This is a genomic window from Candidatus Burkholderia verschuerenii, assembly GCF_001189365.1.
GTDB classification, from domain to species: Bacteria; Pseudomonadota; Gammaproteobacteria; order Burkholderiales; family Burkholderiaceae; genus Caballeronia; species Caballeronia verschuerenii.
The window spans coordinates 1-20,113 of sequence record NZ_LFJJ01000019.1; the positions used below are offsets into that span (position 1 = coordinate 1).

General features: G+C 62.7%; 34 protein-coding genes and 1 pseudogene. 14 read left to right on the forward strand and 21 right to left on the reverse strand.

The genetic code is table 11. From position 1 onward, the window contains the following. From BVER_RS06170 to BVER_RS33450, 8 genes are all read left to right on the forward strand, one after another. Positions 1–1,038, forward strand: a 1,038-nt coding sequence (locus BVER_RS06170) for an AAA family ATPase (protein WP_198155166.1), incomplete at its 5' end; no start/stop codon positions are given. A 236-nt stretch (positions 1,039–1,274) separates the two neighbouring features. Beyond that, complete coding sequence (locus tag BVER_RS32370) at positions 1,275–1,772, forward strand: hypothetical protein (protein WP_198155167.1); 498 nt, start codon at positions 1,275–1,277, stop codon at positions 1,770–1,772. An 8-nt stretch (positions 1,773–1,780) separates the two neighbouring features. Continuing rightward, positions 1,781–2,113 carry a hypothetical protein gene (locus BVER_RS31205; RefSeq protein WP_198155168.1) on the forward strand — a complete coding sequence of 111 codons (333 nt, stop codon included), beginning with the start codon at positions 1,781–1,783 and terminating at the stop codon, positions 2,111–2,113. An 18-nt stretch (positions 2,114–2,131) separates the two neighbouring features. Next, positions 2,132–2,320 (forward strand): hypothetical protein, encoded by a 189-nt coding sequence (locus BVER_RS31210; protein WP_050452533.1) that lies wholly within the window; start codon positions 2,132–2,134, stop codon positions 2,318–2,320. Positions 2,321–2,386: 66 nt separating this feature from the next. Beyond that, entirely contained in the window at positions 2,387–2,689 is a 303-nt protein-coding gene (locus BVER_RS06185) for a hypothetical protein (RefSeq protein WP_050452534.1), read from the forward strand. Next, the gene (locus BVER_RS06190; RefSeq protein WP_050452579.1) at positions 2,686–3,021 is read left to right on the forward strand and encodes a type II toxin-antitoxin system PemK/MazF family toxin; all 336 of its coding nucleotides are present in this window, start codon (positions 2,686–2,688) and stop codon (positions 3,019–3,021) included. The genes BVER_RS06185 and BVER_RS06190 overlap by 4 nt, the downstream gene beginning before the upstream one ends. Continuing rightward, positions 3,018–3,704 (forward strand): DUF6118 family protein, encoded by a 687-nt coding sequence (locus BVER_RS06195; RefSeq protein ID WP_050452535.1) that lies wholly within the window; start codon positions 3,018–3,020, stop codon positions 3,702–3,704. Before BVER_RS06190 ends, BVER_RS06195 begins: the two co-directional genes overlap by 4 nt. 363 nt (positions 3,705–4,067) lie before the next feature. Beyond that, positions 4,068–4,316, forward strand: coding sequence for a recombinase family protein (locus BVER_RS33450; protein ID WP_232316407.1), 249 nt, complete (start codon positions 4,068–4,070; stop codon positions 4,314–4,316). Between the two features lie 286 nt (positions 4,317–4,602). Here BVER_RS33450 and BVER_RS32375 read toward each other — a convergent pair whose 3' ends face one another. From BVER_RS32375 to BVER_RS06215, 3 genes are read right to left on the reverse strand one after another with little or no spacing between them, the layout of a single operon-like run. Further along, positions 4,603–4,830: a helix-turn-helix domain-containing protein gene (locus BVER_RS32375; protein ID WP_198155183.1), complete on the reverse strand. Its 228-nt coding sequence runs from the start codon at positions 4,828–4,830 to the stop codon at positions 4,603–4,605. After that, positions 4,827–5,363 carry a GNAT family N-acetyltransferase gene (locus BVER_RS06210; RefSeq protein ID WP_050452536.1) on the reverse strand — a complete coding sequence of 179 codons (537 nt, stop codon included), beginning with the start codon at positions 5,361–5,363 and terminating at the stop codon, positions 4,827–4,829. Before BVER_RS06210 ends, BVER_RS32375 begins: the two co-directional genes overlap by 4 nt. A 2-nt stretch (positions 5,364–5,365) precedes the next feature. Continuing rightward, positions 5,366–5,677, reverse strand: a complete 312-nt coding sequence (locus BVER_RS06215; protein WP_050452581.1) for a type II toxin-antitoxin system TacA family antitoxin — start codon at positions 5,675–5,677, stop codon at positions 5,366–5,368. A gap of 480 nt (positions 5,678–6,157) precedes the next feature. Here BVER_RS06215 and BVER_RS31215 point away from each other — a divergent pair. Next, a pseudogene (locus BVER_RS31215) lies at positions 6,158–6,340 on the forward strand (cyanase); the annotation flags it as partial. A 407-nt stretch (positions 6,341–6,747) separates the two neighbouring features. On the opposite strand, the gene BVER_RS32380 reads toward BVER_RS31215, so the two are convergent. Together BVER_RS32380 and BVER_RS06230 are read right to left on the reverse strand one after the other, a co-directional pair. After that, positions 6,748–6,978 (reverse strand): hypothetical protein, encoded by a 231-nt coding sequence (locus BVER_RS32380; RefSeq protein WP_198155169.1) that lies wholly within the window; start codon positions 6,976–6,978, stop codon positions 6,748–6,750. A gap of 74 nt (positions 6,979–7,052) precedes the next feature. Further along, positions 7,053–7,361 carry a type II toxin-antitoxin system TacA family antitoxin gene (locus BVER_RS06230; RefSeq protein ID WP_440588091.1) on the reverse strand — a complete coding sequence of 103 codons (309 nt, stop codon included), beginning with the start codon at positions 7,359–7,361 and terminating at the stop codon, positions 7,053–7,055. Between the two features lie 279 nt (positions 7,362–7,640). Here BVER_RS06230 and BVER_RS35120 point away from each other — a divergent pair, with 279 nt between their 5' ends. Genes BVER_RS35120 through BVER_RS06240 form a run of 3 tightly spaced genes read left to right on the forward strand, consistent with a single transcriptional unit; the run spans position 7,641 to position 9,168 of the window. Continuing rightward, positions 7,641–7,763 carry a hypothetical protein gene (locus BVER_RS35120; RefSeq protein ID WP_269750742.1) on the forward strand — a complete coding sequence of 41 codons (123 nt, stop codon included), beginning with the start codon at positions 7,641–7,643 and terminating at the stop codon, positions 7,761–7,763. After that, on the forward strand, positions 7,760–8,050 hold the full coding sequence (locus tag BVER_RS06235; protein WP_050452537.1) for a hypothetical protein: 291 nt from the start codon (positions 7,760–7,762) through the stop codon (positions 8,048–8,050). Before BVER_RS35120 ends, BVER_RS06235 begins: the two co-directional genes overlap by 4 nt. A gap of 14 nt (positions 8,051–8,064) precedes the next feature. Further along, on the forward strand, positions 8,065–9,168 hold the full coding sequence (locus tag BVER_RS06240) for a relaxase/mobilization nuclease domain-containing protein (protein ID WP_050452538.1): 1,104 nt from the start codon (positions 8,065–8,067) through the stop codon (positions 9,166–9,168). A gap of 5 nt (positions 9,169–9,173) precedes the next feature. Here the strand turns inward: BVER_RS06240 and BVER_RS31220 are convergent, their stop codons facing one another. Beyond that, positions 9,174–9,329, reverse strand: coding sequence for a hypothetical protein (locus tag BVER_RS31220; protein ID WP_157055940.1), 156 nt, complete (start codon positions 9,327–9,329; stop codon positions 9,174–9,176). A gap of 87 nt (positions 9,330–9,416) precedes the next feature. Beyond that, complete coding sequence (locus BVER_RS06245; protein WP_050452539.1) at positions 9,417–10,238, reverse strand: glutathione S-transferase family protein; 822 nt, start codon at positions 10,236–10,238, stop codon at positions 9,417–9,419. A gap of 150 nt (positions 10,239–10,388) precedes the next feature. Between BVER_RS06245 and BVER_RS06250 the strand changes: the two genes are divergently transcribed. Beyond that, entirely contained in the window at positions 10,389–10,937 is a 549-nt protein-coding gene (locus BVER_RS06250) for a TetR/AcrR family transcriptional regulator (protein ID WP_232316412.1), read from the forward strand. A 62-nt stretch (positions 10,938–10,999) separates the two neighbouring features. Here BVER_RS06250 and BVER_RS06255 read toward each other — a convergent pair whose 3' ends face one another. From BVER_RS06255 to BVER_RS06310, 12 genes are all read right to left on the reverse strand, one after another. After that, positions 11,000–11,683, reverse strand: coding sequence for a MobC family plasmid mobilization relaxosome protein (locus BVER_RS06255; protein ID WP_050452541.1), 684 nt, complete (start codon positions 11,681–11,683; stop codon positions 11,000–11,002). A gap of 151 nt (positions 11,684–11,834) precedes the next feature. After that, on the reverse strand, positions 11,835–12,125 hold the full coding sequence (locus tag BVER_RS06260; protein ID WP_157055941.1) for a hypothetical protein: 291 nt from the start codon (positions 12,123–12,125) through the stop codon (positions 11,835–11,837). 179 nt (positions 12,126–12,304) lie between these two features. After that, positions 12,305–12,559, reverse strand: a complete 255-nt coding sequence (locus BVER_RS06265; RefSeq protein ID WP_198155172.1) for a helix-turn-helix domain-containing protein — start codon at positions 12,557–12,559, stop codon at positions 12,305–12,307. A 159-nt stretch (positions 12,560–12,718) separates the two neighbouring features. Further along, positions 12,719–13,639 (reverse strand): DUF3991 and TOPRIM domain-containing protein, encoded by a 921-nt coding sequence (locus tag BVER_RS06270; RefSeq protein ID WP_198155173.1) that lies wholly within the window; start codon positions 13,637–13,639, stop codon positions 12,719–12,721. Next, a complete protein-coding gene (locus BVER_RS06275) occupies positions 13,612–13,866 on the reverse strand; it encodes a hypothetical protein (RefSeq protein WP_050452544.1) in 255 nt (84 codons plus the stop codon). Before BVER_RS06275 ends, BVER_RS06270 begins: the two co-directional genes overlap by 28 nt. Before the next feature lie 14 nt (positions 13,867–13,880). Further along, positions 13,881–14,972 carry a ParB/RepB/Spo0J family partition protein gene (locus tag BVER_RS06280; RefSeq protein ID WP_050452545.1) on the reverse strand — a complete coding sequence of 364 codons (1,092 nt, stop codon included), beginning with the start codon at positions 14,970–14,972 and terminating at the stop codon, positions 13,881–13,883. A gap of 2 nt (positions 14,973–14,974) precedes the next feature. Then, the gene (locus tag BVER_RS06285; RefSeq protein ID WP_198155174.1) at positions 14,975–15,712 is read right to left on the reverse strand and encodes a ParA family protein; all 738 of its coding nucleotides are present in this window, start codon (positions 15,710–15,712) and stop codon (positions 14,975–14,977) included. Between the two features lie 208 nt (positions 15,713–15,920). After that, positions 15,921–16,304, reverse strand: coding sequence for a single-stranded DNA-binding protein (locus tag BVER_RS06290; RefSeq protein ID WP_050452547.1), 384 nt, complete (start codon positions 16,302–16,304; stop codon positions 15,921–15,923). Between the two features lie 337 nt (positions 16,305–16,641). Further along, on the reverse strand, positions 16,642–17,091 hold the full coding sequence (locus BVER_RS32385) for a pathogenicity island protein (RefSeq protein ID WP_232316408.1): 450 nt from the start codon (positions 17,089–17,091) through the stop codon (positions 16,642–16,644). 74 nt (positions 17,092–17,165) lie between these two features. Beyond that, positions 17,166–17,411, reverse strand: coding sequence for a type II toxin-antitoxin system TacA family antitoxin (locus BVER_RS06300; RefSeq protein ID WP_198155175.1), 246 nt, complete (start codon positions 17,409–17,411; stop codon positions 17,166–17,168). 154 nt (positions 17,412–17,565) lie between these two features. Beyond that, the gene (locus BVER_RS06305; protein ID WP_050452549.1) at positions 17,566–17,991 is read right to left on the reverse strand and encodes a type II toxin-antitoxin system VapC family toxin; all 426 of its coding nucleotides are present in this window, start codon (positions 17,989–17,991) and stop codon (positions 17,566–17,568) included. Further along, positions 17,988–18,245 carry a FitA-like ribbon-helix-helix domain-containing protein gene (locus BVER_RS06310; protein ID WP_050452550.1) on the reverse strand — a complete coding sequence of 86 codons (258 nt, stop codon included), beginning with the start codon at positions 18,243–18,245 and terminating at the stop codon, positions 17,988–17,990. The genes BVER_RS06305 and BVER_RS06310 overlap by 4 nt, the downstream gene beginning before the upstream one ends. Positions 18,246–18,456: 211 nt before the next feature. On the opposite strand from BVER_RS06310, the gene BVER_RS06315 reads away from it, so the two are divergent. Then, positions 18,457–19,071: a recombinase family protein gene (locus BVER_RS06315; RefSeq protein ID WP_050452551.1), complete on the forward strand. Its 615-nt coding sequence runs from the start codon at positions 18,457–18,459 to the stop codon at positions 19,069–19,071. On the opposite strand, the gene BVER_RS06320 is transcribed toward BVER_RS06315, so the two are convergent. Further along, the gene (locus BVER_RS06320) at positions 19,035–19,361 is read right to left on the reverse strand and encodes a TrfB-related DNA-binding protein (protein ID WP_050452552.1); all 327 of its coding nucleotides are present in this window, start codon (positions 19,359–19,361) and stop codon (positions 19,035–19,037) included. The genes BVER_RS06315 and BVER_RS06320 overlap by 37 nt on opposite strands. Before the next feature lie 215 nt (positions 19,362–19,576). Beyond that, complete coding sequence (locus BVER_RS06325) at positions 19,577–19,978, reverse strand: HEPN domain-containing protein (RefSeq protein WP_050452553.1); 402 nt, start codon at positions 19,976–19,978, stop codon at positions 19,577–19,579. Between the last annotated feature and the right edge of the window lie 135 nt (positions 19,979–20,113).

Consider the following 20,113-nt stretch of genomic DNA (forward strand, 5'->3'; position numbering starts at 1 on the left):
AGCGTGTTCGATCGGCGCGACGTTGCAAAAGCGTTGCATCGCTACATCAACGACGACCGCCAAGAATTCCAGAGCGCCTTTGCGAAGGTCATGGCCTCGCCGGCGCTGGTGGAATTGCAGGCTGAGCGACGGGATGACCAAGGCCGCGTTCTGGAACCGACGCGCTACTCGACGCGGGAGATGGTCGGCATCGAGCGCGATATGGCGATCAGCGCCGATCGCATGGCGGATGACCGGGGCGGTCTGCCGGGGCGCTGGTTCGGTGTCGCCGGCCGGCGCGTTGAGGCGGCGATCGCGGCGCGGCAGCGGGGTGGTTTTGTGCTGGCCGACGAGCAGCGGGCCGCCATTGAGCATGTGACGGGACCGAAGCGGATCGCGGCCGTGGTGGGGCTGGCCGGGGCGGGCAAGAGCACGATGCTCGCGGTGGCACGCGAAGCATGTGAGGCTAAGGGCTATCGCGTCCATGGCGCGGCGCTGGCCGGCAATGCGGCGGAGGGGCTGGAAGAGAGCGCCGGTATCGCATCACGCACGCTGGCCTCGTGGGAACGGGGCTGGGAACGCTGGTTCGACCAGCTCGGGCCGCGCGATGTATTCGTGATCGATGAGGCCGGCATGGTCGGGTCGAAACAGCTTTCCCGGTTCATTCAGGAGGCAGACCGGGCGAGTGCCAAGATCGTGCTGGTGGGCGATCCGGAGCAGTTGCAGCCGATCGGGCCGGGTGCGGCGTTACGGGCCGTGGCGGAGCGCGTCGGCTTCGTGGAGCTGGAAGAAATCCGCCGGCAGCGTGAATGGTGGCAGCGCGAGGCGTCCGTGGACTTTGGACGCCATCGGACGGCCGAAGGGCTGGCTGCCTATGCTGAGCGGGGCGCAATCCGGCTGGAAGAGACGGCCGAGCACGCGCGGGACGCGATCGTGCGCGACGTAGCGGCCGACAATGGAGGCGCGGCCGGACGGCTCGCGCCTGGTGCTCGCGCATCGCCGGGTGGACGTGCAGAACCTCAACGAGGCGATCCGGGCGGCCCGAAAGGAGCGCGGTGAGCTGGATGGCGAGCGGGTTTACCGCACGACCGAGGGCGAGCGTGCCTTTGCGCCGGGCGACCGGCTGCTGTTCCGCGAGAACAATCGCGAGCTGGGCGTGAAGAACGGGATGCTGGCGACCGTGGAGCGTGCCGAGGACGGCCGCCTTGGGGTGCGGCTAGATTCCGCCAAGGGACCGGGCCATGGCCGCGCTGTGTCGGTCTCCATGGAAGATTACGCGGCGGTGGATCATGGCTATGCCACCACCATCCAAGGCGCAGGGCGCGACGGTGGACCGGGCCTATGTGCTGGCCTCGGGCACGATGGATCGACACCTGACCTATGTGGCGATGACCCGGCACCGGGACGGCGCGCAGCTCTATGCCGGGCGGGACGAATTCAGTGACGTGAGCGCGCTGCCCACGCGCCTGTCGCGCTACCAGGCCAAGGAAACGACGCTCGATTATGACCGGGCGGGGTATGCTGCCCGGCGGGGTATCGAGAGCGACATCATCGTGCCGACGACCGTGCGCGAACGCCCGGCGCGGGATCGGGCCGCCGAGCATGGGATGGAGCGGCCCGCTGAGGTTCCGGCGCGCAAGCGCGGCGTCTCCACGCGGGGCATGTTCGACGGGCTGAAGCTGGGGACCGGCCGCGTGATGCTGCCAGAGGCATCACGTGATGCGTTTGCTGGCGTCAGGGTGCCGGCGCTGGACGAATGGCGGAGCCACCGCAGCGGGAGGCTCCGGACCTGACCCGTGCCGTGGATCGCTATGCGCGGGCCTGGACGGACGCGGCGACGATGAGGGCGCAGGACCTTCCCATCCTCGAACACCAGAAGGTCGCCCTGCGCGATGCCGGTGCCGCGTTGGACGTGGACCGGCCGTGGGCCACGCTGGATCTGTTGACAGCACTCGAGCACGAGCCGGCTACTTACAAGGCGATGACGCAGATGCATGGCCGCGAGCGGACGGCGCAGCTTGTCGAGGGCATCGCGCATGAGGCGAGGGTGCGGCAAGTGCCGGAGCTGAAAGCCGCGCGCCTGGTGAAGATCTGGAACAGGCTTGAGGCCGAGCGGGAAGGTTTGCGCGGCTAGGACCAGGCCGAGGCGCGCATGAAGTCCATTGCCGGCGAGCTGAAGCGCGATCCGCAGCTCGAATCCCTGATGCGCAGCCGGCAGCGCGAGCTGGGCATCGCGCCTGGCTCCGGCCTCGATTGCGTGATGCGTGAACGCGATATCGACCGGGCCATGGAGCGCAGCATCCGGCGCGATCGTGATCGCGGGCTGGGTATGTCGAGGTAGAGACTTGCTGAACGGACAAAATGCAATTACATTATACTTGCGTTTTGTATATATCAAGAGGCGGCCATGCCGAGGACGAGTCAGCATCCCAAGGGCGAGACTTTCAATTTTCGGATCGATCCGGCCTTGAAGGCCGCTTTCACGGCCGCGACCGAGGCCGACGACAAGCCGGCCGCACAAGTCCTACGGGATTTTATGCTGACCTATGTGAAGCAGAAGGAAGGCCGAGCCTTCGCGGCCGAAGCTCACCGGCAGTCGCTCGCCATCGCGGCGCGTAGCCGTGAGCCCGGCAGCGACGATCACGCCTCACTCAGGGAGCTTGAGGCCCTGGTCGATGAGGATGACTTCGCGGACGAGTGGAAGGCATGAAGCGTGGCGATCTGGTGACGATCTCGGTCTCAGGTGACTATGGGAAGCCGCGTCCGGCGCTGGTGGTGCAGGCCGATGTATTCGCGGTCCTGCCGTCCGTCACGGTTCTGCAACTGACCAGTGAAATTCACGACGAGCACCTGGTCCGCATCACCGTCCAGCCGTCCGCCGGCAATTGTCTGCGCAAACCCTCGCAAGTGATGATCGACCGGGCGATGACGGTGCCGTGCACGAAAGTGGGGCCGGTCTTCGGCCGGCTCGACGATACGGGAATGCTCACCGTGAGCCGGGCGCTGGTGTGGTTTTTTGGACTCGACGGATTAGCGGCATGACGGAGGACATCCACGACCCGGCTTCCGATCCCGCCCAAGCGTTCGAGGATTTGCGGGCTGAAGTATCGGTGATGCGGCTGGCTGTGGAGGCGCTACCCGGCGCGTGGGAAGACAGCCAGCCGCCGAATTACAGCCCCGATCTCGGGCGCATCGCCAAGGGCCTGGCTGTCGTCGCCGCCCAGCTCGATGCCATCAACAAGCATCCCGCACTCACGATGACGCCGGAGCAACACCGGCAGACTATCGCTCAGGCAGGCAATGGGCTGATGCGCGAGGCGGGCCAGAAGCTCGACCGGGCGATCCAGGACGCGAAGCGCGAACGTCAGCAGCTCATCAACCTGATCGGCACGGCACGCCGGCAGGATGAGCAACGCAACTGGCTGATCTGGATGGGTCTTGCGGTCTTCGTCGTCGCGTTGCTGCTGTCACCGTTTCTCTATGCGGCGCTGCCTTTTGGGTTGAATGGCCACGTTGCAGCCCTGGTCATGAATACCGATCGCTGGGATGCTGGTCAGGCCTTGATGAAGGCCAGTAGCCCCGATGGGTGGAACAGCGCGGTCAACGCCTGGAACCTCGTGCGGGCCAATCAGAAGGAGATTGCCGCGTGCGGCGAGGAAGCGGCCAAGTCAAAGAAGGATCAGCGTTGCGCGATCACCGTGCCGGCGAACGGGCAGGTCAATTGAGATGGACAGGTCCGCCCAAGATTATCCAAATCGCAGGATAACAATGCAAAACTCATCGAAGACGCAGGAGGTCATCCGTGAATTCTATTACTAGCGAACGACTCGGTGAGTAAGCCTGGAAATCTGGCGTGGATAAGCGACACTTTTCTAAAACAGTATTGCCAGTCTTCGGGGTTGAGGAGCACAAAACCGAAAACCCATGTAAGTAATGGATGCGTGATGGTGCATGCATGTGTCGCGTAAACGAACCCGCGACACTTCCCCCCCTCCCCGCAAAGCCCCGGCCCGCTTAGGTTTCTCTTGTCGCATATCTTTGTCGCGAATAGTAGAATACTTGCGACATGATTCGCGACATGTAAGACCATGCCCAAGAAGCCTCCCGCTGGCCCGTCGATTGGCTATGCCCGGGTGTCCACCCAAGGCCAGGACCTCGCCAAACAGCGGGCTACGTTGCGCGAAGCCGGCTGCACCCGGATTTTTGAGGAAAAGGTCAGCGGCGCGAAGCGTGACCGGCCCGAGCTGGGGCGGTTGCTCGATCATCTACGCGCCGGCGACGTGGTGACGGTCACGTGCCTGGATCGCCTGGCCCGCTCCACCCGCGACCTGTTGTAGATCGCCGAGCGCATCAAGGAGGCCGGCGCGGGCCTGCGCTCGCTTGCCAACCGTGGGCCGATACCACGACGCCGGCCTGGCGCATGGTGGTGACCGTGTTCGCCGGCATGGCCGACTTCTAGCGATCCCTGATTGTGGAGCGCACCAGCGCCGGCCGGATCGCTGCCAAGGCGCGTGGAGTGCGGTTTTGGCCTCCCACTTGGATTTTGTCCGCCGTTTGTAAGACCGAACTCGCGTATCCGTGTCGGAACATCGAAGTCTTGCATCGTGCAAGGGTGCGCGCTCGCTATGCGAGGATTTTGAGGCCGCGATTGCGAACCAAGGTTAGCAGAACAAGTGCGGCGCCGCTGGCTCGCATCTTGCTAGCCTCCCAGCGCTGAACCGAGCACTTGTGCACCACAAGCGCATCAGCAAATGCCGCTTGGCTCAAACCGCTCTCCTGACGCATCCGCCGGACTTCGACGGCCTCGATCGGCGGATAGAAGATTTCTGGGTCTCGATCTGTCTCCATCATGCTCGCGTCTCTCTTGCCGCCGTGGCGAACAGCTTCTCGATTTCCGCCATCGGCTTGAACAGGCGGTTGGCTTGGTCGGGTAGTCGCAGAAACTCGTGCCGTTCATAGAACGAGATCGCGGCATCATCCTTGGCGTCCACCACGACCGCCAGCGAGGCCGTCTCGCTCCGCAGGCATCGCCGCAGCGCATCGAGCAGGAGGACCGTTCCCAGCCCCCTGCCCAGCTGTCCGGCATCGACCGCGAGCCTGCCGAGCAATGTGGCCGGCAGGACCGGATAGCGCGGCAGCTTCTTCACGAAGGCTGGCGGTAACTCCGCCGCTTGGAGTGCCGTGTTCGACAGTGTGTAGAAGCCGATGACGTTGAGCGATGGCGGCTCCGCCAGCACATAGGGAGCCGCCACGCGACGGCGCGCGTCCTGGCCGGCCTGCGATTGGAGGTAGCGGTCGAGCGCCTCGACTCCGCAGGAGAAGCCGGAACGATCATGGCGCGCGGTGTCGAGAAGCTCGATTATTGGCCTTCCGTCGATACTCACGCCTATTGGTCGCCGATTAGCGTCGTATAGGCTGCCACACGCTCACGCATCCGCGCGCTGGGTTCGCGCGGGTTGAGGAGCGCTTCCACGAACGCCTGCGAATCCCTGACGCTGAGCTGGATGACCTCATGCTCGGCGATGGCGCGTTTGGCCGCGTCCTGAACGCTGGTCAGCACGAAATCGGTGATGCTGCGGCCTTCGAGCGCCGCAGCATGTTCGATGATGGCCTTTTGCTCCGCCGTCACGCGGGCTTCCAGACGCTCAGCTCGCCGGCGCGCGGTCGTGGCGCTTGCCTGTCTTTGTGCATGGGCCATAGCCATATCTCCTTGTTCGCATAATGTACGGCCAAATGCCGGTCATTTCAAGGCATGCATGGAGCGCTGCTGTCGGCGCCTGCCGCTGCGCGGCACCGCGGCTCTATTCGCTTCGCTCACCGAGCCCGAACGCGGTCTCGGCCTGCCGGTGACGATCCACTGGCAGGGGCGAGATCCGGCTGCGCTGATCTCGCCCAGGTCCATGCCGGCGCGGCCGCGCCTTGAGCGTTTAAATGAGGTTTCGACCCCATAAACACAGCAAGGGCGACCAGGCCGGCCGTGGCTCGCTCGCTGCGCTCCATGCGCCAGCACCACCCGGCCAGCTCGTCCTTGCCCCCCTCGCCCCCCGCTGTTCGCCACGAGGCAAGGTTGCAGGCGGGGCCTGCACCCGTGCAGTCAAGGAAGGAAGAAAAGATGACCAATGTCGCACGCGACGAGCTGGGCGAGCTGCTGATCGGCAAGGGCTTTGTCCCGAACTGGACGATCTATCGCTTCTACGAGATGATCCAGGTCTACGGGACGACCTTGAAATCGATCGTGCACGAGGATTTCGGCGATGGCATCATCAGCGCGATCAACTTCAAGCTGAAGGTCGAGAAGCAGGACGATCCCGAAGGCGGCCATCGGTGCGTCATCACGCTGGACGGCAAGTATCTCCCGACGAACGGATGCTTCCGGATCTCTGGAAGCACCGTCCAACCTATGTATGGGATGATCTCAGCGCCGCGCTGGGCTCGGCAGCGAACCCGCACACTTGCACGGTGCAAGACTTTCGATGTCCGGCCGCCGATAACAGGCGCTGTAAAATCGATGCGGATTCTGCTGCTTGCGGTCACACAATCAGGTGTTGATTAGAGAAGGCCATTGGCCTTGAGGTCAGCGGCAAAGTCCGAGAGTCGCAAGACAAGCGTCAGCGGCCGGCCTTCAAGCGGCTCGGACCCGTAGCCCTCATACCATCGGGCCGCACGCTCGTTTTTGGCGTCGATAATCAGGAGCACACCCCCTGTCTCGGACGCGACCCGCAAGCAACGCAGCACTGCCGCCACCAAGAGCTGACCGCCCAAACCCTGTCACGCCACAGTGACATCGGTTGCAATCCGCGCCAGCTTGAAGCCTGACACCTCGTGTTGGGCCAGGCCCCTCGTCATCGTCGTCGGCACATCCTCGCGCGCGAGGGCTGACGGAGTAACGGTGTAGAAGCCCAAGACGCGATTGGGCGTGGCAATGTCGATCGCGCAATAGGTTTTCGACGCGTTCTGTTCATGGCTCTGACGCGCGTAGCGCTGGAAAAAGTCGTTCATCGCCGCGTCGCCACAATCGAACGACTGACGATCATGCGATTTCGAGACGGCTTCCTGTTTCCAGCCAGGTAACGTCATATGTTGTCGGGCAACGCTACGATTGCCGCGCGCACCTTCGCGTTCAGCGGCCTCGGCGGGCTATCCAACAGTTCCAGCACGCGCGCGTAATCGCGCGCCGACACGCGAACCACCTCGGCCGCCTCAATGACAGCTTCGGCCTCGCGCAACGCGGTCTGCGTCACGAAGTTGGTCAGGTCTGTGTTACGCAACGCAGCAGCGCGCACGATCTTGGCCTTAGTCTCCGGCGAAACACGCAGATTCATGCGCTTGTTGTCATCTATGGCAGCTCTGGGCATCTCCGCTTCCTCAACAATCGTACACATTCAAAATGTACCCGAAATTACCTGCCGTTGCAAGAGCGTGCGCTTTGATGGCGTACACGGCACAGCCAAACACTTTGCACGGTGCAAGACTCCATTCGAGGGCTCGCACGAACGGCCCTGTAACTCCGCGTAGATTCTGCTATATTTGCCCGTGTTCCGGTTCATGCATGGGCCGGCGCACCATTCGAGGCCCGAAGGGTTGCCGCCCTTCGGGCCTTTTTCGTGCCAGGCGGGTCAATGCGGCTTCACTTTCAGGCCATCGGCGAGGCCGAATAGCGTGTGATCAAGCCGCAGCTCGCCGCGCTCGTGCAGCTCGACCAGCCGCCCAGCATGAAAGGGAAGGTCGCGAACGCCAGCCAGGCGAGCCGGCTCCCCCGACGATCGCTGACAATCGGCGCGTGATCCTCGAAGCGCAAAAGGAGCTGTCGGAGGACGGCCGCGTGATGCTGGCTGCGCTCTCGGAGAAGATCGACCGGCAGATGAACCGACTCAACACGGAAGCCAAGACCGAAATCAAGGCGTTCGTCTGGGCCGAGCTTGTGAAGAAGGAGCTGGCGGAAGGGCCAACGGTCCCATCGGCCGACATGAAGCGCGCCGCGACGTCTCCCGAGCCTACGCGCGCGCCAGCGCCAGCGCCGGCCGGCCGCCGGATCGAGCCGGAAGCCCCGCGCCGGACCTTGGGGCGGTGATCTAGGGGGGAGGCATGGCGCACGCGGAGGATCACGTCTGGCGTCTCCCCAGCACGGTGAATGGCAAGGATGCGAAGCCCAATCAGGCCCCTGCCACTCGCCCCATCTCACACTCTGCAAAGGCCAGGCTCGGACGGATCGCGACACGCGCTCCGGAAGCGATTGTCAAGCTGACTGGCCGGTCGCGCGGCGGACCGGCGCATCTCAAGGCCCATCTCGACTACATCACCAGCAACGGTCGTCTTCAAGCCGAGACGCAGGACGGCGAGAAGATCTCCGACATGACGCGACTTCTGGCCCTGCATGATGACTGGCTGCTGCTCGCGAACGCGGCCGAGTCTCGCGGACGATCGACGCCGAACGCGACACAGAGCGTCGCCATCATCCTGTCCATGCCACCAGGAACGCCGCCGGACCAGGTAGAGGCGGCGGCGCGGACCTGGGCGCGCGAAACCTTCGTCGGCAAGCACGACTGGATCATGGCCCGACATGACGACACGCGGCATCCCCACGTTCACGTCACGGTGCGCGCGGTAGGGCGGGACGGCCGGCGCCTGGCTCCCGGCCCAGCCGACCTTCAGCTCTGGCTGGAGCGGTTCGCTCGCGAGCTGCGCCGCCTCGGCGTCGAGGCGGAGGCCACGCCGCGCCAAGCGCGTGTGGTTGTGCGCAAGACCCCTCACGCGGCCGTCCACCGCAGCGAACAGCGCGGCAAGGAAACTCGCGTGCGCCAAGCCGAACGTCGGGATGTGGAACGGGAGGCTCTGGCCCCCAAGCCGCAGCAGCCGCGTGATTGGAGCCAGGACATTCAAGCCCGGCAGGAGTCGATCCGGCGCGCCTATCTCGGCCATGCCGACACGCTTGCGCAGGGGGACAGCGCCGATCGCCAGCTCGCGCGCGACATTCATCGGTTCGTCGCCGACATGCCGGTGCCGCTCACGCGCCGACAGGCAATGGCTGTTGAACTGCGCCGTGTCCTCGAACAACGGCATGACAAGGAAGCGCCCTCCCCCGCCCAGCCATCACTGTCGAACTCGGAAGACTTGCACCGTGCAAGACCGGATCGCGAGCATGGCACGCCAAATATACCAGGCCAGTCCCGCCCAGGTGGTCGGCGCTGACCGCATCACGGATCACACGTTGGCGTTTGCTGCTTTGAAGCGACTTGCTCAGCCGCTTTGATGGCGAGACGTAGGTGCTGCGCCACCACTTCCACCTCGGGCGTGTCGAGCAAGGTCATGGCTTCTCGCATCAATGACAAAGCAACTGCGGTCGGGTCCATCCGCCAATCCTGACGCTATCTTGTATAGGTTGATGCCCGCCGCCCGCCCCTATGGGCCGAGCGGCAGGCATGGGGGGCTCCGGGCTGTCAGGCAGGCTGGAAGGCCGGCTCAAGGTCGGGATAGTGGGCGGTGACCATGCGATGCATATACCGGCTGAGGTTGGGGATACTGCGGGCGAAATCGGTGATCTCGTGGTGCATGTCCCTCGCCTGATAGAGGGCAAGCATCATCCCGACAGCCACTGCATCGAACGAAGTCGGCCGATCGGTGCCAAGCAGATATTGGTGGTCTCCGATGATTTCGGCGACCGCGCGCAAATCCTTAGACGCCTTCTCGATGATCTCGGCCGGCGTGTAGCGGGCGATGCCATGGTCCCAGCACCGCCTCATAAAGTCGGCGCGTCCCGCATCGAAGCCAGCGCGGATGGTCGCTGGCAGCGCTGATGGATCGCCGACCGAAGCGCACAAGAGGAAGTCCCACCCGGCTTGGTCGCAGAACTCGTAATAGACGATGATCCAGTAAAGGTGATCCTCCAGCGTGCGCTGAACCAGATGCCCCGTCGCCCATTGCGTCGGCGTTAGGTTGGCGTCGGGATTGACCTGAGTGCGTTTCAGATACCCGATGATGAGATCTGAATCGGTGAGCTTTACGTCTCCCACGGCGATATACGGCACTTTGCCGCGCGGCGCGTCCTGAACGCCCATCACCGGAACGACCTCGTAGGGAACGTCCAGCAGCCGGAAGTAGGTTTCCAGCTTGGCCGAAGGCGGCGATAGCGTCGGCACGAAACGTGCGACCTCGGGATTGCCGACCGCGAACCGATGCAGCTTCACGACGGTGTTGCTGCCGATGCGGACCTGCTCATAAGGATTCTCATAGGGCGGTCGGGATGAAAGGTCGTGCGTCATGCGGGCTTGCTCCTAATCATGGATTTTCCTAAAATTCTGTAGCTAAGTAGCGCTGTCAATAATTATCTGCGAATCGGTAGTAAAATGGAAGTGAGCAGGCCCGTGCGAGGCCGTCCCAAGCGGATTGACGACGGCGCAGTGTTGGACGCCGTGCTCGGCGTGTTTTGGGAAAAGGGCTATGCCGGCGCTTCGCTCACCGACTTGGCCGACGCCGCAGGCGTTAGCCGGCCGCGGCTCTACGACGCCTTCCACGACAAGACGGCGATGTATCTGGCCGTCGTCGATCGCGTGATCGGCGACACCAGGGCGGCACTCGAACACGCGCTGCCGGCCGCGCGGCCGTTGCGGGACGAGCTGGCGACGTTCTTCGCCATGTCGATCGACCACTATCTGTCAGGTGGAAAGGCACGGGGCTGCCTGGTAGTGTGCACTGCGCCCGCCGAAGCGGCGGAGACGCCGGCAGTGGCCGCAGCGCTGTGGCGGCTCATTGCCCTGCTCGATGAGCTGTTCGAGCGGCGGTTTCGGATCGCGCAGGATCGCGGCGAAATCGACGCGGCGGTTCCCGTCGCCATGCTCGCGAGACAGACGACTGGCATGGTGCAAGGCTTGGCGCTGCGGGCGCGCAGCGGGGCCGCTCTTGCCGAGATGCAGGAGATCGCCCGTATGACGCTCGACTTCCTGACTGCGCGCGCATCCTAGCCGCGATCGTCACACGGCTCCGTTACAGGAGCACCGTGCAGACGGTCTTGCACCGTGCAAGACTATTCGCTCTCCGCGAAGCGCGTCGGCCGTCGTCGCGGCCGGCGCTTCCGCTTGGCCTCGGCGGTGCTGGCCTCCGCGTCGGCCCGCTCCACGGCTCCCGGCGCAGCCGTAGGCCGGTCCTCGTCCGGTAGGCCCCAATATTCGAAGTTACCGCTCATGACGGCCACGACGCGGCGCATCTCGAAGCGCAGCAGCTCGACGGCCTCCCGCGTAGCCGTGCCCTGATGTGGCGGATACTCGCCGGTCTGAACGGCGACGTTCAGGGCGTGCGCGATTTGGTTGACGTTGTTGCCGATCGCGCGGAGCTCGCGGAATAGCGAGCGCAGTTCATCGATCTCGGCCGCGTTCCATTGCGGCCGGCGCGCCAGGTGGACGATCGCCAGCGAGCGCAGCCAATTCGCCGAACTTGTCCCCTGCGCTTGGGCGGCCTCGGCCAACGCGGCGCGCTCGGCCGCCTTGAGGCGGACTCCGACCCGAGCGCCGGTCCCCGCGCCTCTTGGCGCGGCCGGTGCCTGTCCGATCGCGGCCTTTGACACGAGGCGGCGTAGCGCGGCCGACGTGCCGCCATCAGTTCCTTGGGCTTGCGCCTTGAAGGCCGCGGCCAAGTCCGCCTGCACCCATGTCGATAGAAGCTCTTGCCCAGAATGACCAAGGTGAAGAACGAAGTTCTTCACCTTGGTCATTCTGGGCAAGAGAAAAAGAATGGATCGACCGGCCTTGTCTTGCACCGTGCAAGACATCGACAGGCTGCGGGCGCTCTACATAAGAAGATCATCGCGCCTCGTTTCAAGCCTCATGCCAGTCCGGACCCTCCGACACCCATCAGCACAGCCCTTAGAGATACCACCACCAAGGCGGGACAGGATCGGGACGCCCGAAGTCAGGATCGGCATTCTCGGCAAGCGCGGTGAAACCGGCGAACAAGAAGCATGAGACAACCGCGATGGCCATGGCACTCGCTGCGTCACGCCAAGCACCATGCATGCAGCAATAAACCGCAAAAACGAAACCGCCGATCATCGCCAGAGCGAGCGGTACGAATATGAGCATGCGAATGAACGGCAAAATGAAAACGAACAGCATCCACAACAAACCTAGCGGCACGGCCAAGATGATGCGCAGCAAGCGAAGGAAAATGCGCCCCCTCGCAGAGTTTGCGCGTATCAGCCGTGGCAATCCTCTGTTAGTCATGGCCGCGCGTCCCAAACGCTCTCGTAGCCCTCAACGTGCATGCTCATAGCAACGCCTCGAGACCTTTGCGCCAGATGACGTTCACAGGGCGATGGCTGGCCCCTTCGCCTGCGTCATGCCCGCTCAAGATGCGAGACGTAGCCCCTTGTCATGTTGAGATACCGGGCAAACGCGGCTTGGCTAAGGTGCGTCTTCTCGCGCACCGCTGCGGCCGTGATCGGCTCGGCCGTGGGCAGGGCATTCTCCTCGAGGTGGCGTGCCGTGATTTTCTGAAAGGCCACCTCGTCCATGAGGCCGAGGCGGCGCTGTGCGCCAGTCATTTCGACAAGCTCGCGGGCGAGGCGGCTAGGCTGTTTCGTCTTGGTCATACTTGATCTCCTCTAGCTCTCCATCGTCAAGGGCATGCCCGACAATCTCGGTCTAAGCGGCAAGCCAGTTCGCGGCGATGGAGCCCGGCCTTGTCTTGCACGGTGCAAGCCTTGGCTCGCCGCCAAAGGTCACAAACTAAAATCATCGTCCCGTCTCCCTCACAAATCCCCGTCCGTAAGTTGCTCGTTCCAATCCTTGGCGTCTGGCCTCTTTCGGCTGAAAGCGAGGCCCGCCGCGTCCGCGAGGCTGTGCAGCCGGTCGGCCAGCAACTCACCGCCATGTCCTCGATCGGTCGCGGCAACAATCCGTGCTCCGGCTGGGAGCATCGCGCGCAACGTGTCGGCCGTGGTCGGGCCGAAACCACCACCGGTCGATAGGTAGGCGGTTCTATCGTGCCAGCCTTCAAGCGTGGCGAGGCTGAGCGCGTCTATCGCGCTTTCCGCGACGGGGATTCGCTGCGCACTCACCAGCTCGCCAATCCAGAAAAGCGCCTTATCGCCGCCCTTGGCGAAGCCATTATATTTCGGGCCGCGCATTTCCCAACCGCAGGGCCGACCGTCGCTTTTACGGTGCTGAAACCAGACCGTTCCATAGATGCCCTCGCGCAAAAGACCTGCACCGATCGCGCGTTCCAGCGTGGCTACCGGCAGACCGCGAGTGTCTGTGAGATACGCCCAACCTTGCGAGCCGGGCCGGACCTGATGCGCCTTCGCCCACGTCCGCGCGGCGTCGATCGGCGCTTGGGCTGAGCGCTCGCGAAAGGCCGGAGTGATGGACGTGGCGATGCCGGCCATTGGGCGTAGCGCCTTGCGCGCGTGGTCGATGGTGCCGCCCCATAAATGCTGCGCGATGGCGATCACGTCTCCGCGCCCATCGTTGAGGGGATCGAACCAGCCTTTGCCCTCATGCGTCACGATGACGATTTCCGCGCCGCTGCGATATTTCGCGGCATGCTTGGTGCTCTCGGCTGCGTCCAGCTTCCATCCGGCCCTCTCAAGAACGGCCCGACAATCGACGCCATGGCGCAGTTCGTCTAGCTCTCGGTCGTGCATCAGAAATACCACCACCAAGGAGGCCAAAGCGTCGACCGCGAAAAGTCGTGGTCGATCGCCTCGGCAATGAAAGTGAAGGCCGCGAGGCCAGCCGCAGAAACGGCACCGACAGCAGCGGCGGTCGAAGCGTCACCCCAAGCATGATGAAGGCCGAAATAGATTCCGACGGCGAAACCGCCGATCAACAGGCGAAGAAGGATACGTCCCGCTGTGGGTGCGTGGCGCTCAGGCCGGGTCAGTCCTCTGTCGATCATATCGGCCCCTCCTCCTACTCGATGCGGACAATCCGCAATTCGCTGACGCTGATTTCTTCGATGCCAGTCGGGAACCGGACCAAGGCGCATCCCTCAGTTTTGGCCTTGCGATCCAAGATCAGCGCTCCCTGTTCCGCGCCGTCGATCCGGACGATGAAAACTGGCGCGGCGGCATGGGGTTCTGCCGACCGCTCGGGCTTCGGAGCGAGGGCCGCGTCCGGCGAGAGATTCGGCCGCGAGAAGTCGAAGCCGGGGCGCTCCGCAACCTTCGCCTCACCCGGCTGGGGCTTGCTCTGCTCGGCAAAAGGGGCCTGATGGGGAGGAGGAACCAGAGCCGGGGCTGCATGACGGTCCAGAACGATGCTGCCGGTAGGCTTGCCGGTAATGCTGCCGATGATCCGCCGGGCCTCGGTAATCGTGATGAACGTATCTGCGTCGGGCAGGGCTTCGATAACCTCGACCGGGGTCTTTCCCCATTGACGAAAGAGGTCATAGAGCGCCCGCATGTCGCTATTGTCCATGCGCGCGCGCAGCTCTGGCGGGAAGCTGGCCGCCTGCTTGAAAGCCGCAACCTGATAGTCCTTGAGATTGCAAATCGCCGCGATTTGCTTGTTGTTCTTGCCTTCGCTCGAAAGTTTGTCGATCGCGGCCGAAAGATCCGAGTTGGTGAGGTTCGCGCGCTGCTGGTTCTCGATCACCTGCGCGGCAAAATCGTCATCGTCCTTGACGCGGATAACAGCAGGAATGTCCTTCACGCCCGCGATCTTGGAGGCGCGGAAACGGCGTGCGCCAAAGGCCAGCATATAGCGACCCTCGACGGACGGTCGAACGACGATCGGTTGAATGACGCCCTTTAGCTTGATCGTCTCGGCCATGCTCTCAAGCTCGGCCTGATCGAACACACGGCGCGGCTGGTCGTGGTCTTCGATGATATCGGCCAGCATGAGGCACAGCGCTTCGCCATGTCCCTCGCCACTCGCTGCGCGGAGATTGCCGAACGATGCGGCGGCGAACGTGGCGCGCGGCTTCGGCGCTGCCGTTTTGGCGTCAGCCTTGGCCGGGGCAGGCTTCGCTTTCGCTGGAGTCTTGATGGTCTTGGCGGTCATGTTCAAAGCTCCATCTTCTGTGCGATCGTGTCGAACACGCCGCGAATCTCGTGGCCAGCATCTCGCGCGGCTGCGCCCTTCATGTTCCAGACCGGCTGTCCCTCGCCCGCTGCGCGAGAATAGGTGTCGCGCTTGGCAACGACGCCGTGGAAAACGATCTTGCCGAAATGCTCGGCCAAGCCATCGAACAGCTCACGCTCTCGCCGACTCTTGCGATCGAAGATGGAAGGCAACAGGCCCAAAAACTGATGCTCGGGCCGCCTGTAGAAGGTGGAGACGCCTTTCATGGCGCGTAGCAACTCAGCCACGCCCTGCACCGAATAGTCGTTGATCCCGATCGGCGCGATGACCGCATCCGCGGCCAGCAAAGCGCCATAGGTGCGATTGGTCAGCGCGGGCGGGGTGTCGATGATGCAAACGTCATAATCGTCGGCCATCGCCGCGAGGCTGTCGCGGAATGTCTTGATGACTTCTCGGTCTGCGCCCTCGATGCCGAGAAGCTCGCGTGTCGATCGCGTCACGGTCAAAGCGCCGATCGGCTCGACGCGCGTAACCGCCGAGAACAACTCGACACTATCGGTATGCCCGACGTGCGCGCCCATCGTGGTTGTCAGGTTCGCTTGCTGATCTAGGTCTATGACAAGCGTGCGGAAGCGCTCGGCGAAATACCATCCGCCATGCGTCACGATGTTGGTTTTCCCAACACCACCTTTCTCGTTCATCACTATTAGTGTTTTCATGTCTGGTCCCTGCATGGACTTTCCGATGCCGCAGCGGTTGCCGCCGCCAAGATACCGGGCCGGTTCACCGGAACCGACACGATTATTCTAGGCTCTCGGCCAGTTATTGTCAATACTTGTAAAAGTATTTAAGACATATTGTTGCGAAAAGGCTTGCACCGTGCAAGCCATGAGGCGGAGCCGATAGACGGCCACGCCTGCCTTGTTCTCAATCGCGTGGCTTGCGGTCCAGCAATTTAAGGTCGTCCAGCACGAAGCTGGTTTCCTTGATCTGGCGTCCCTCGAACTCGCGCGAGCCAATCTCAATGCCCCATTTCAGGCGGATGTAACGGTCATGCACGTCCAGCTTGTTGATGATCTCGATCAACTTCGGATTGAAGCAAACCGCCTCAAACCAAGTCGTTTTCTCAACGCGCTGATTATTGCCATCCGTGTAGCTCCGATCGACCGTGACAGTAAGCCGAAGCCATTTGCGGCCGTTGCTGTTCTGCTCGATCTTCCGAACGGTGCCAAAGACTTCAAAGGTCGCTTCGTTCAACATGGTGTTGTCTCCTTCTTCCATGAATTGTGGTTGTTGTTGCAGGACTGTCATGCAACCCTGCCTCGTAGCGAACAGCGGGAGAGAGGGGGCAACGAGAATCGCCGGGTTGGTGCTGGCGCAGGGAGCGCAGCGACTGAGCCTCGGCCCGGCTATTGTCGTTGCGGGGGAGAGAGCCGCGCGGCTCTCACCTTCTGACGAACGAACTGCCGGCCCTGGGCCGGCTCGATCTTGCGTTAAGGATCCGCTTTGCGGGTCCTCGACGCCCCGCCAGTGGATCGTCACCGGTAGGCCGAGACCACTTGTGGGCTCGGGGAGCGAAGCGACTAGAGCCACGGTGCCACGTAAGCGGCAGGCGCAAGACTCTTGCACCGTGCAAGTCCGACGACGCTCAAAGCAGACCATTTGCCTTTAGATCGATCGCAAATTCTGCGAGAGGCATGACAAGTGTTAGAGGCTTGTTTTCTATCGCCTCGGCCCCATAGCTTGAATACCATTGGGCGGCGCGCTCGCTCTTGGCGTCGATGATGAGCAGCACGCCTCCGGCTTCGTTTGCGACCCGTAAACAGCGAAGCGCCGCAGCGGCAAGGAGTCTGCCGCCCAGACCCTGACCAGCAACGAAGACATCGGTTGCGATCCGCGCCAACTTGAACCCAGACACCTCGTGCTGCGCGAGACCCTTCGTCATCGATGCCGGCACGCCCTCATGAGCTACCGCCGATGGCGCGATTGTGTAGAATCCTGAGACCCGGTTGGGCGTAGCCTTATCGATCGCGCAAAATGTTTTGGAAGCACTCTGCTCGTGACTCTGGCGCGCATAGCGCCGGAGAAAGTCATTCATGGCGGCATCACCACAATCGAATGACTGTCGATCGTGCGTTTTCGAGATGGCTTCCTCTCGCCAGTCGGGAACCGTCACAGGTCGTGGGGGAGGGCGGCAATCGCTGCCCGCAGCTTCGCGTTCGCGCGCGGGGGATTTTCCAGCAGTTCGAGAACGCGCGCGTAATCGCGGGCCGACAGCTTGATGACCTCGGCCGCCTCGATCACGGCCTCCGCTTCGCGGAGCGCTGTCTGCATCACGAAGTTGGTCAGGTCAGTATTGCGCAACGCCGCAGCTCGAACGAGCTTGGCCTTTGCCTCAGGTGAAACGCGCAGGCTCATACGTTTGTTGTCGTCTACGGCAGCGCGTGGCATACCAACCTCCATCTATGTACTTTTTCAAAGTGTACGCTAACGCAACGCTTTTTCGTGATGGCGGCCTGAATTTCGGCGGCCAGCCAACGGCTATAGGCGTCGTCGTACTGCTCGCATGGCTTCATGACGATGCCTCCCAAGGGTTGATGACCTCAAGTCCGCCAGCATCAAAAGGGCTTGTGTCGCGGGTTGCCACTATCAGGCTGTGCGCGGCGGCCGTGGCCGCGATGTAGCCATCTTCCTTGCCGATGGCTTTGCCTTCTGCCATCGCCAGCGCCATCAAGTCGGCATAGGTTCTGGAAGTGTCCAAATCGAAGGCCAGCACGCGGCCCGCAAAGGTCGGCAAAACTTCTTGCTCTAGCCGCTCCTGGTAGATCGTGCGGCGCTTACCCTCGGGCATCGCCGCAAGGCCATAGCGCAACTCGGCCACTGTGATAGCGGACAGATAGAGGGTTTCGACGGCCTGAGCGTCAATCCAGGCCAGCACCTTGGGATTCGGCTCGACCTTCCACAACTCGGAAATGACGTTGGTATCGAGAACGATCATTCAAACCTCATCGGCTCGGCCGGCGTCTTGTCGCGGAGCTGGTTGAAGCTCTCGGCTTCGGCATCGGTCAGCCCGCCCGCCTCGCGGGCGATAGACGCCAGCAGCGAACCGAGCTTGACGCGCTGAGGCGGCCGGGCGGCGGTTTCCAGAATTTCGCGGATTTCCGCCTCGGTGCTGCGCCCATGATGAGCTGCCCGCACGCGAAGCGCTCGATGCACCTCATCGGGCAGATTTCTAACGGTAACACTCGTCATGATATCCTCATTACTGATTCGATTTCAATGATTTCGTTATATAGTAAATGATATCATTCGGCAACGGTCTAAAAACGATCGTTTTGCGACGTTTTTTGAAAGTGACTTGGAAACTGATCGCAAAGGTCCTAAAATTTTTCATAAACCGTATCAAAAACCCCTTGGCAAAAACTGAGGGGTCGCGACGAGTTTCTGACGGGATCGGAGCCCTATGTCTCAACTGATCGGATATGCGCGCGTCTCGACGGCGGACCAAAACACGGCCTTGCAACTCGACGCGCTCAAAGTCGCGGGCTGCGAAAAGATCTTCATCGAAACCGCCTCGGGTGCCCGACAGGGACGGCCTGTGCTGAAAGAGGCACTGGCCTACGCACGCGAAGGCGATGCCTTCATCGTCTACAAGCTCGATCGCCTCGCCCGGTCACTCTCGCAACTGATCTCGACCGTCAACGATCTGAAAGAGCGCAAGATTGAGTTCCGCTCGCTCAATGAGGCAATCGACACGTCCACGCCAGCAGGGCGGATGACGTTTGCGATCTTCGCGGCGCTGACCGAATTTGAGCGCGACGTGATCCGCACGCGCACGAAAGACGGGCTAGCCGCAGCTCGGGCGAAAGGGAAGGTAGGGGGGCGGCCGAAGAAACTGAGTGAAAAGGATTTGGCGGTCGCTCGGGTTCTGCTCTCGGCTGATCCACCCTTGACGTTCTCGGAAGTGGCGCGCCGGCTCAATGTCGGGCCGTCCACCCTCTACAACTATTTCCCTACGAATAGCCGGCCGGGCCATAAGAGCTATTCGGACACGCCGGAGCTGCCGCTGGAGGCGTGATCGGATCGCGCCTTGTCGGCCATAGCTTTGACCTGTGCGGCCATTTCTGGCGGCAACCAGACCTCGACTCGTCGCCAGCCCGTAGGAACCTCCTGAGCCGCAGCGCGAAAACGCTTCACGATTCCATGCACGCGCTGGCGCGTCATGCCGTAGCGCGCCGCTACATCGGGCGGCGTCATGCCGTCAACCAGCACAGCGCGCGCGATGTCGACGGTATCGAGCGCAAGGCGGCGAAGGCGGGGCCGCAGCGCCTCGAACTCGTCTGCTGTCATGGTCGGCGTTTTCGCCATCGGCGGTCCCTCGCATCCTCGTGTAAATGACTGTCAATGAAGCATAGCGTGTTGTTGACGAAATTGCACCGGGGCTGGTCGCGCTGCGACCAGCCCGCATCTTCGGCGCGCGCGAGGGCGTTTAGCGCATCGCTGATCGCCCTCGCGGCCTTCTGCAATACCAGTGTGCGTTAGGCGGACGAGGTTGCCGGTTTCCTCTCGTGCTGCTCGGGCCATCAATCCATCTCCATCCAGCGCCGCACCGCTTCAACGTGAAGTCTGACGGCTGCGACTATTTCCGCCAGTTCGCCGGCGCGCATCGTGCCGGCGATTTCCGCGAGGGCGTGCCGGCTGTAATAAGGCGAAAGGCGGTTGACGATCGGCATAAGCGCAAGGTTCGGCTCAAAACCATAGGCACTCGCCAGATGCCAAGCCTTCGTAAGGTCGTGGCCGATCTCGGCGCGGTTCTGCTTGTCGGTGCCGCCTTGGTGCAGGATCACGGCCTTTAGCGATAGCTCAATGGCGATCGACGCAGCCTCTAGCCGCGCCTCGATTGCGTCCGGAGCGCGCATCGTGGTGGCCTCGGCAAAGCCGGAGGCGTTGTTGATGAACGCCGCTGCAACTGTGTCGCCTCTCATGTGTGTTTCTCCCGGCCGGTGATCCTGTGCTTTTTAGTGTAAGTGGCTAGAGCCTGTTCCTGTCGGTTCAATCGAGCGGTTAGCGCGCGCAGCGAGGCGAGGCCTGTGGGGTGTCTCATAGCGCCTAGCGCGACA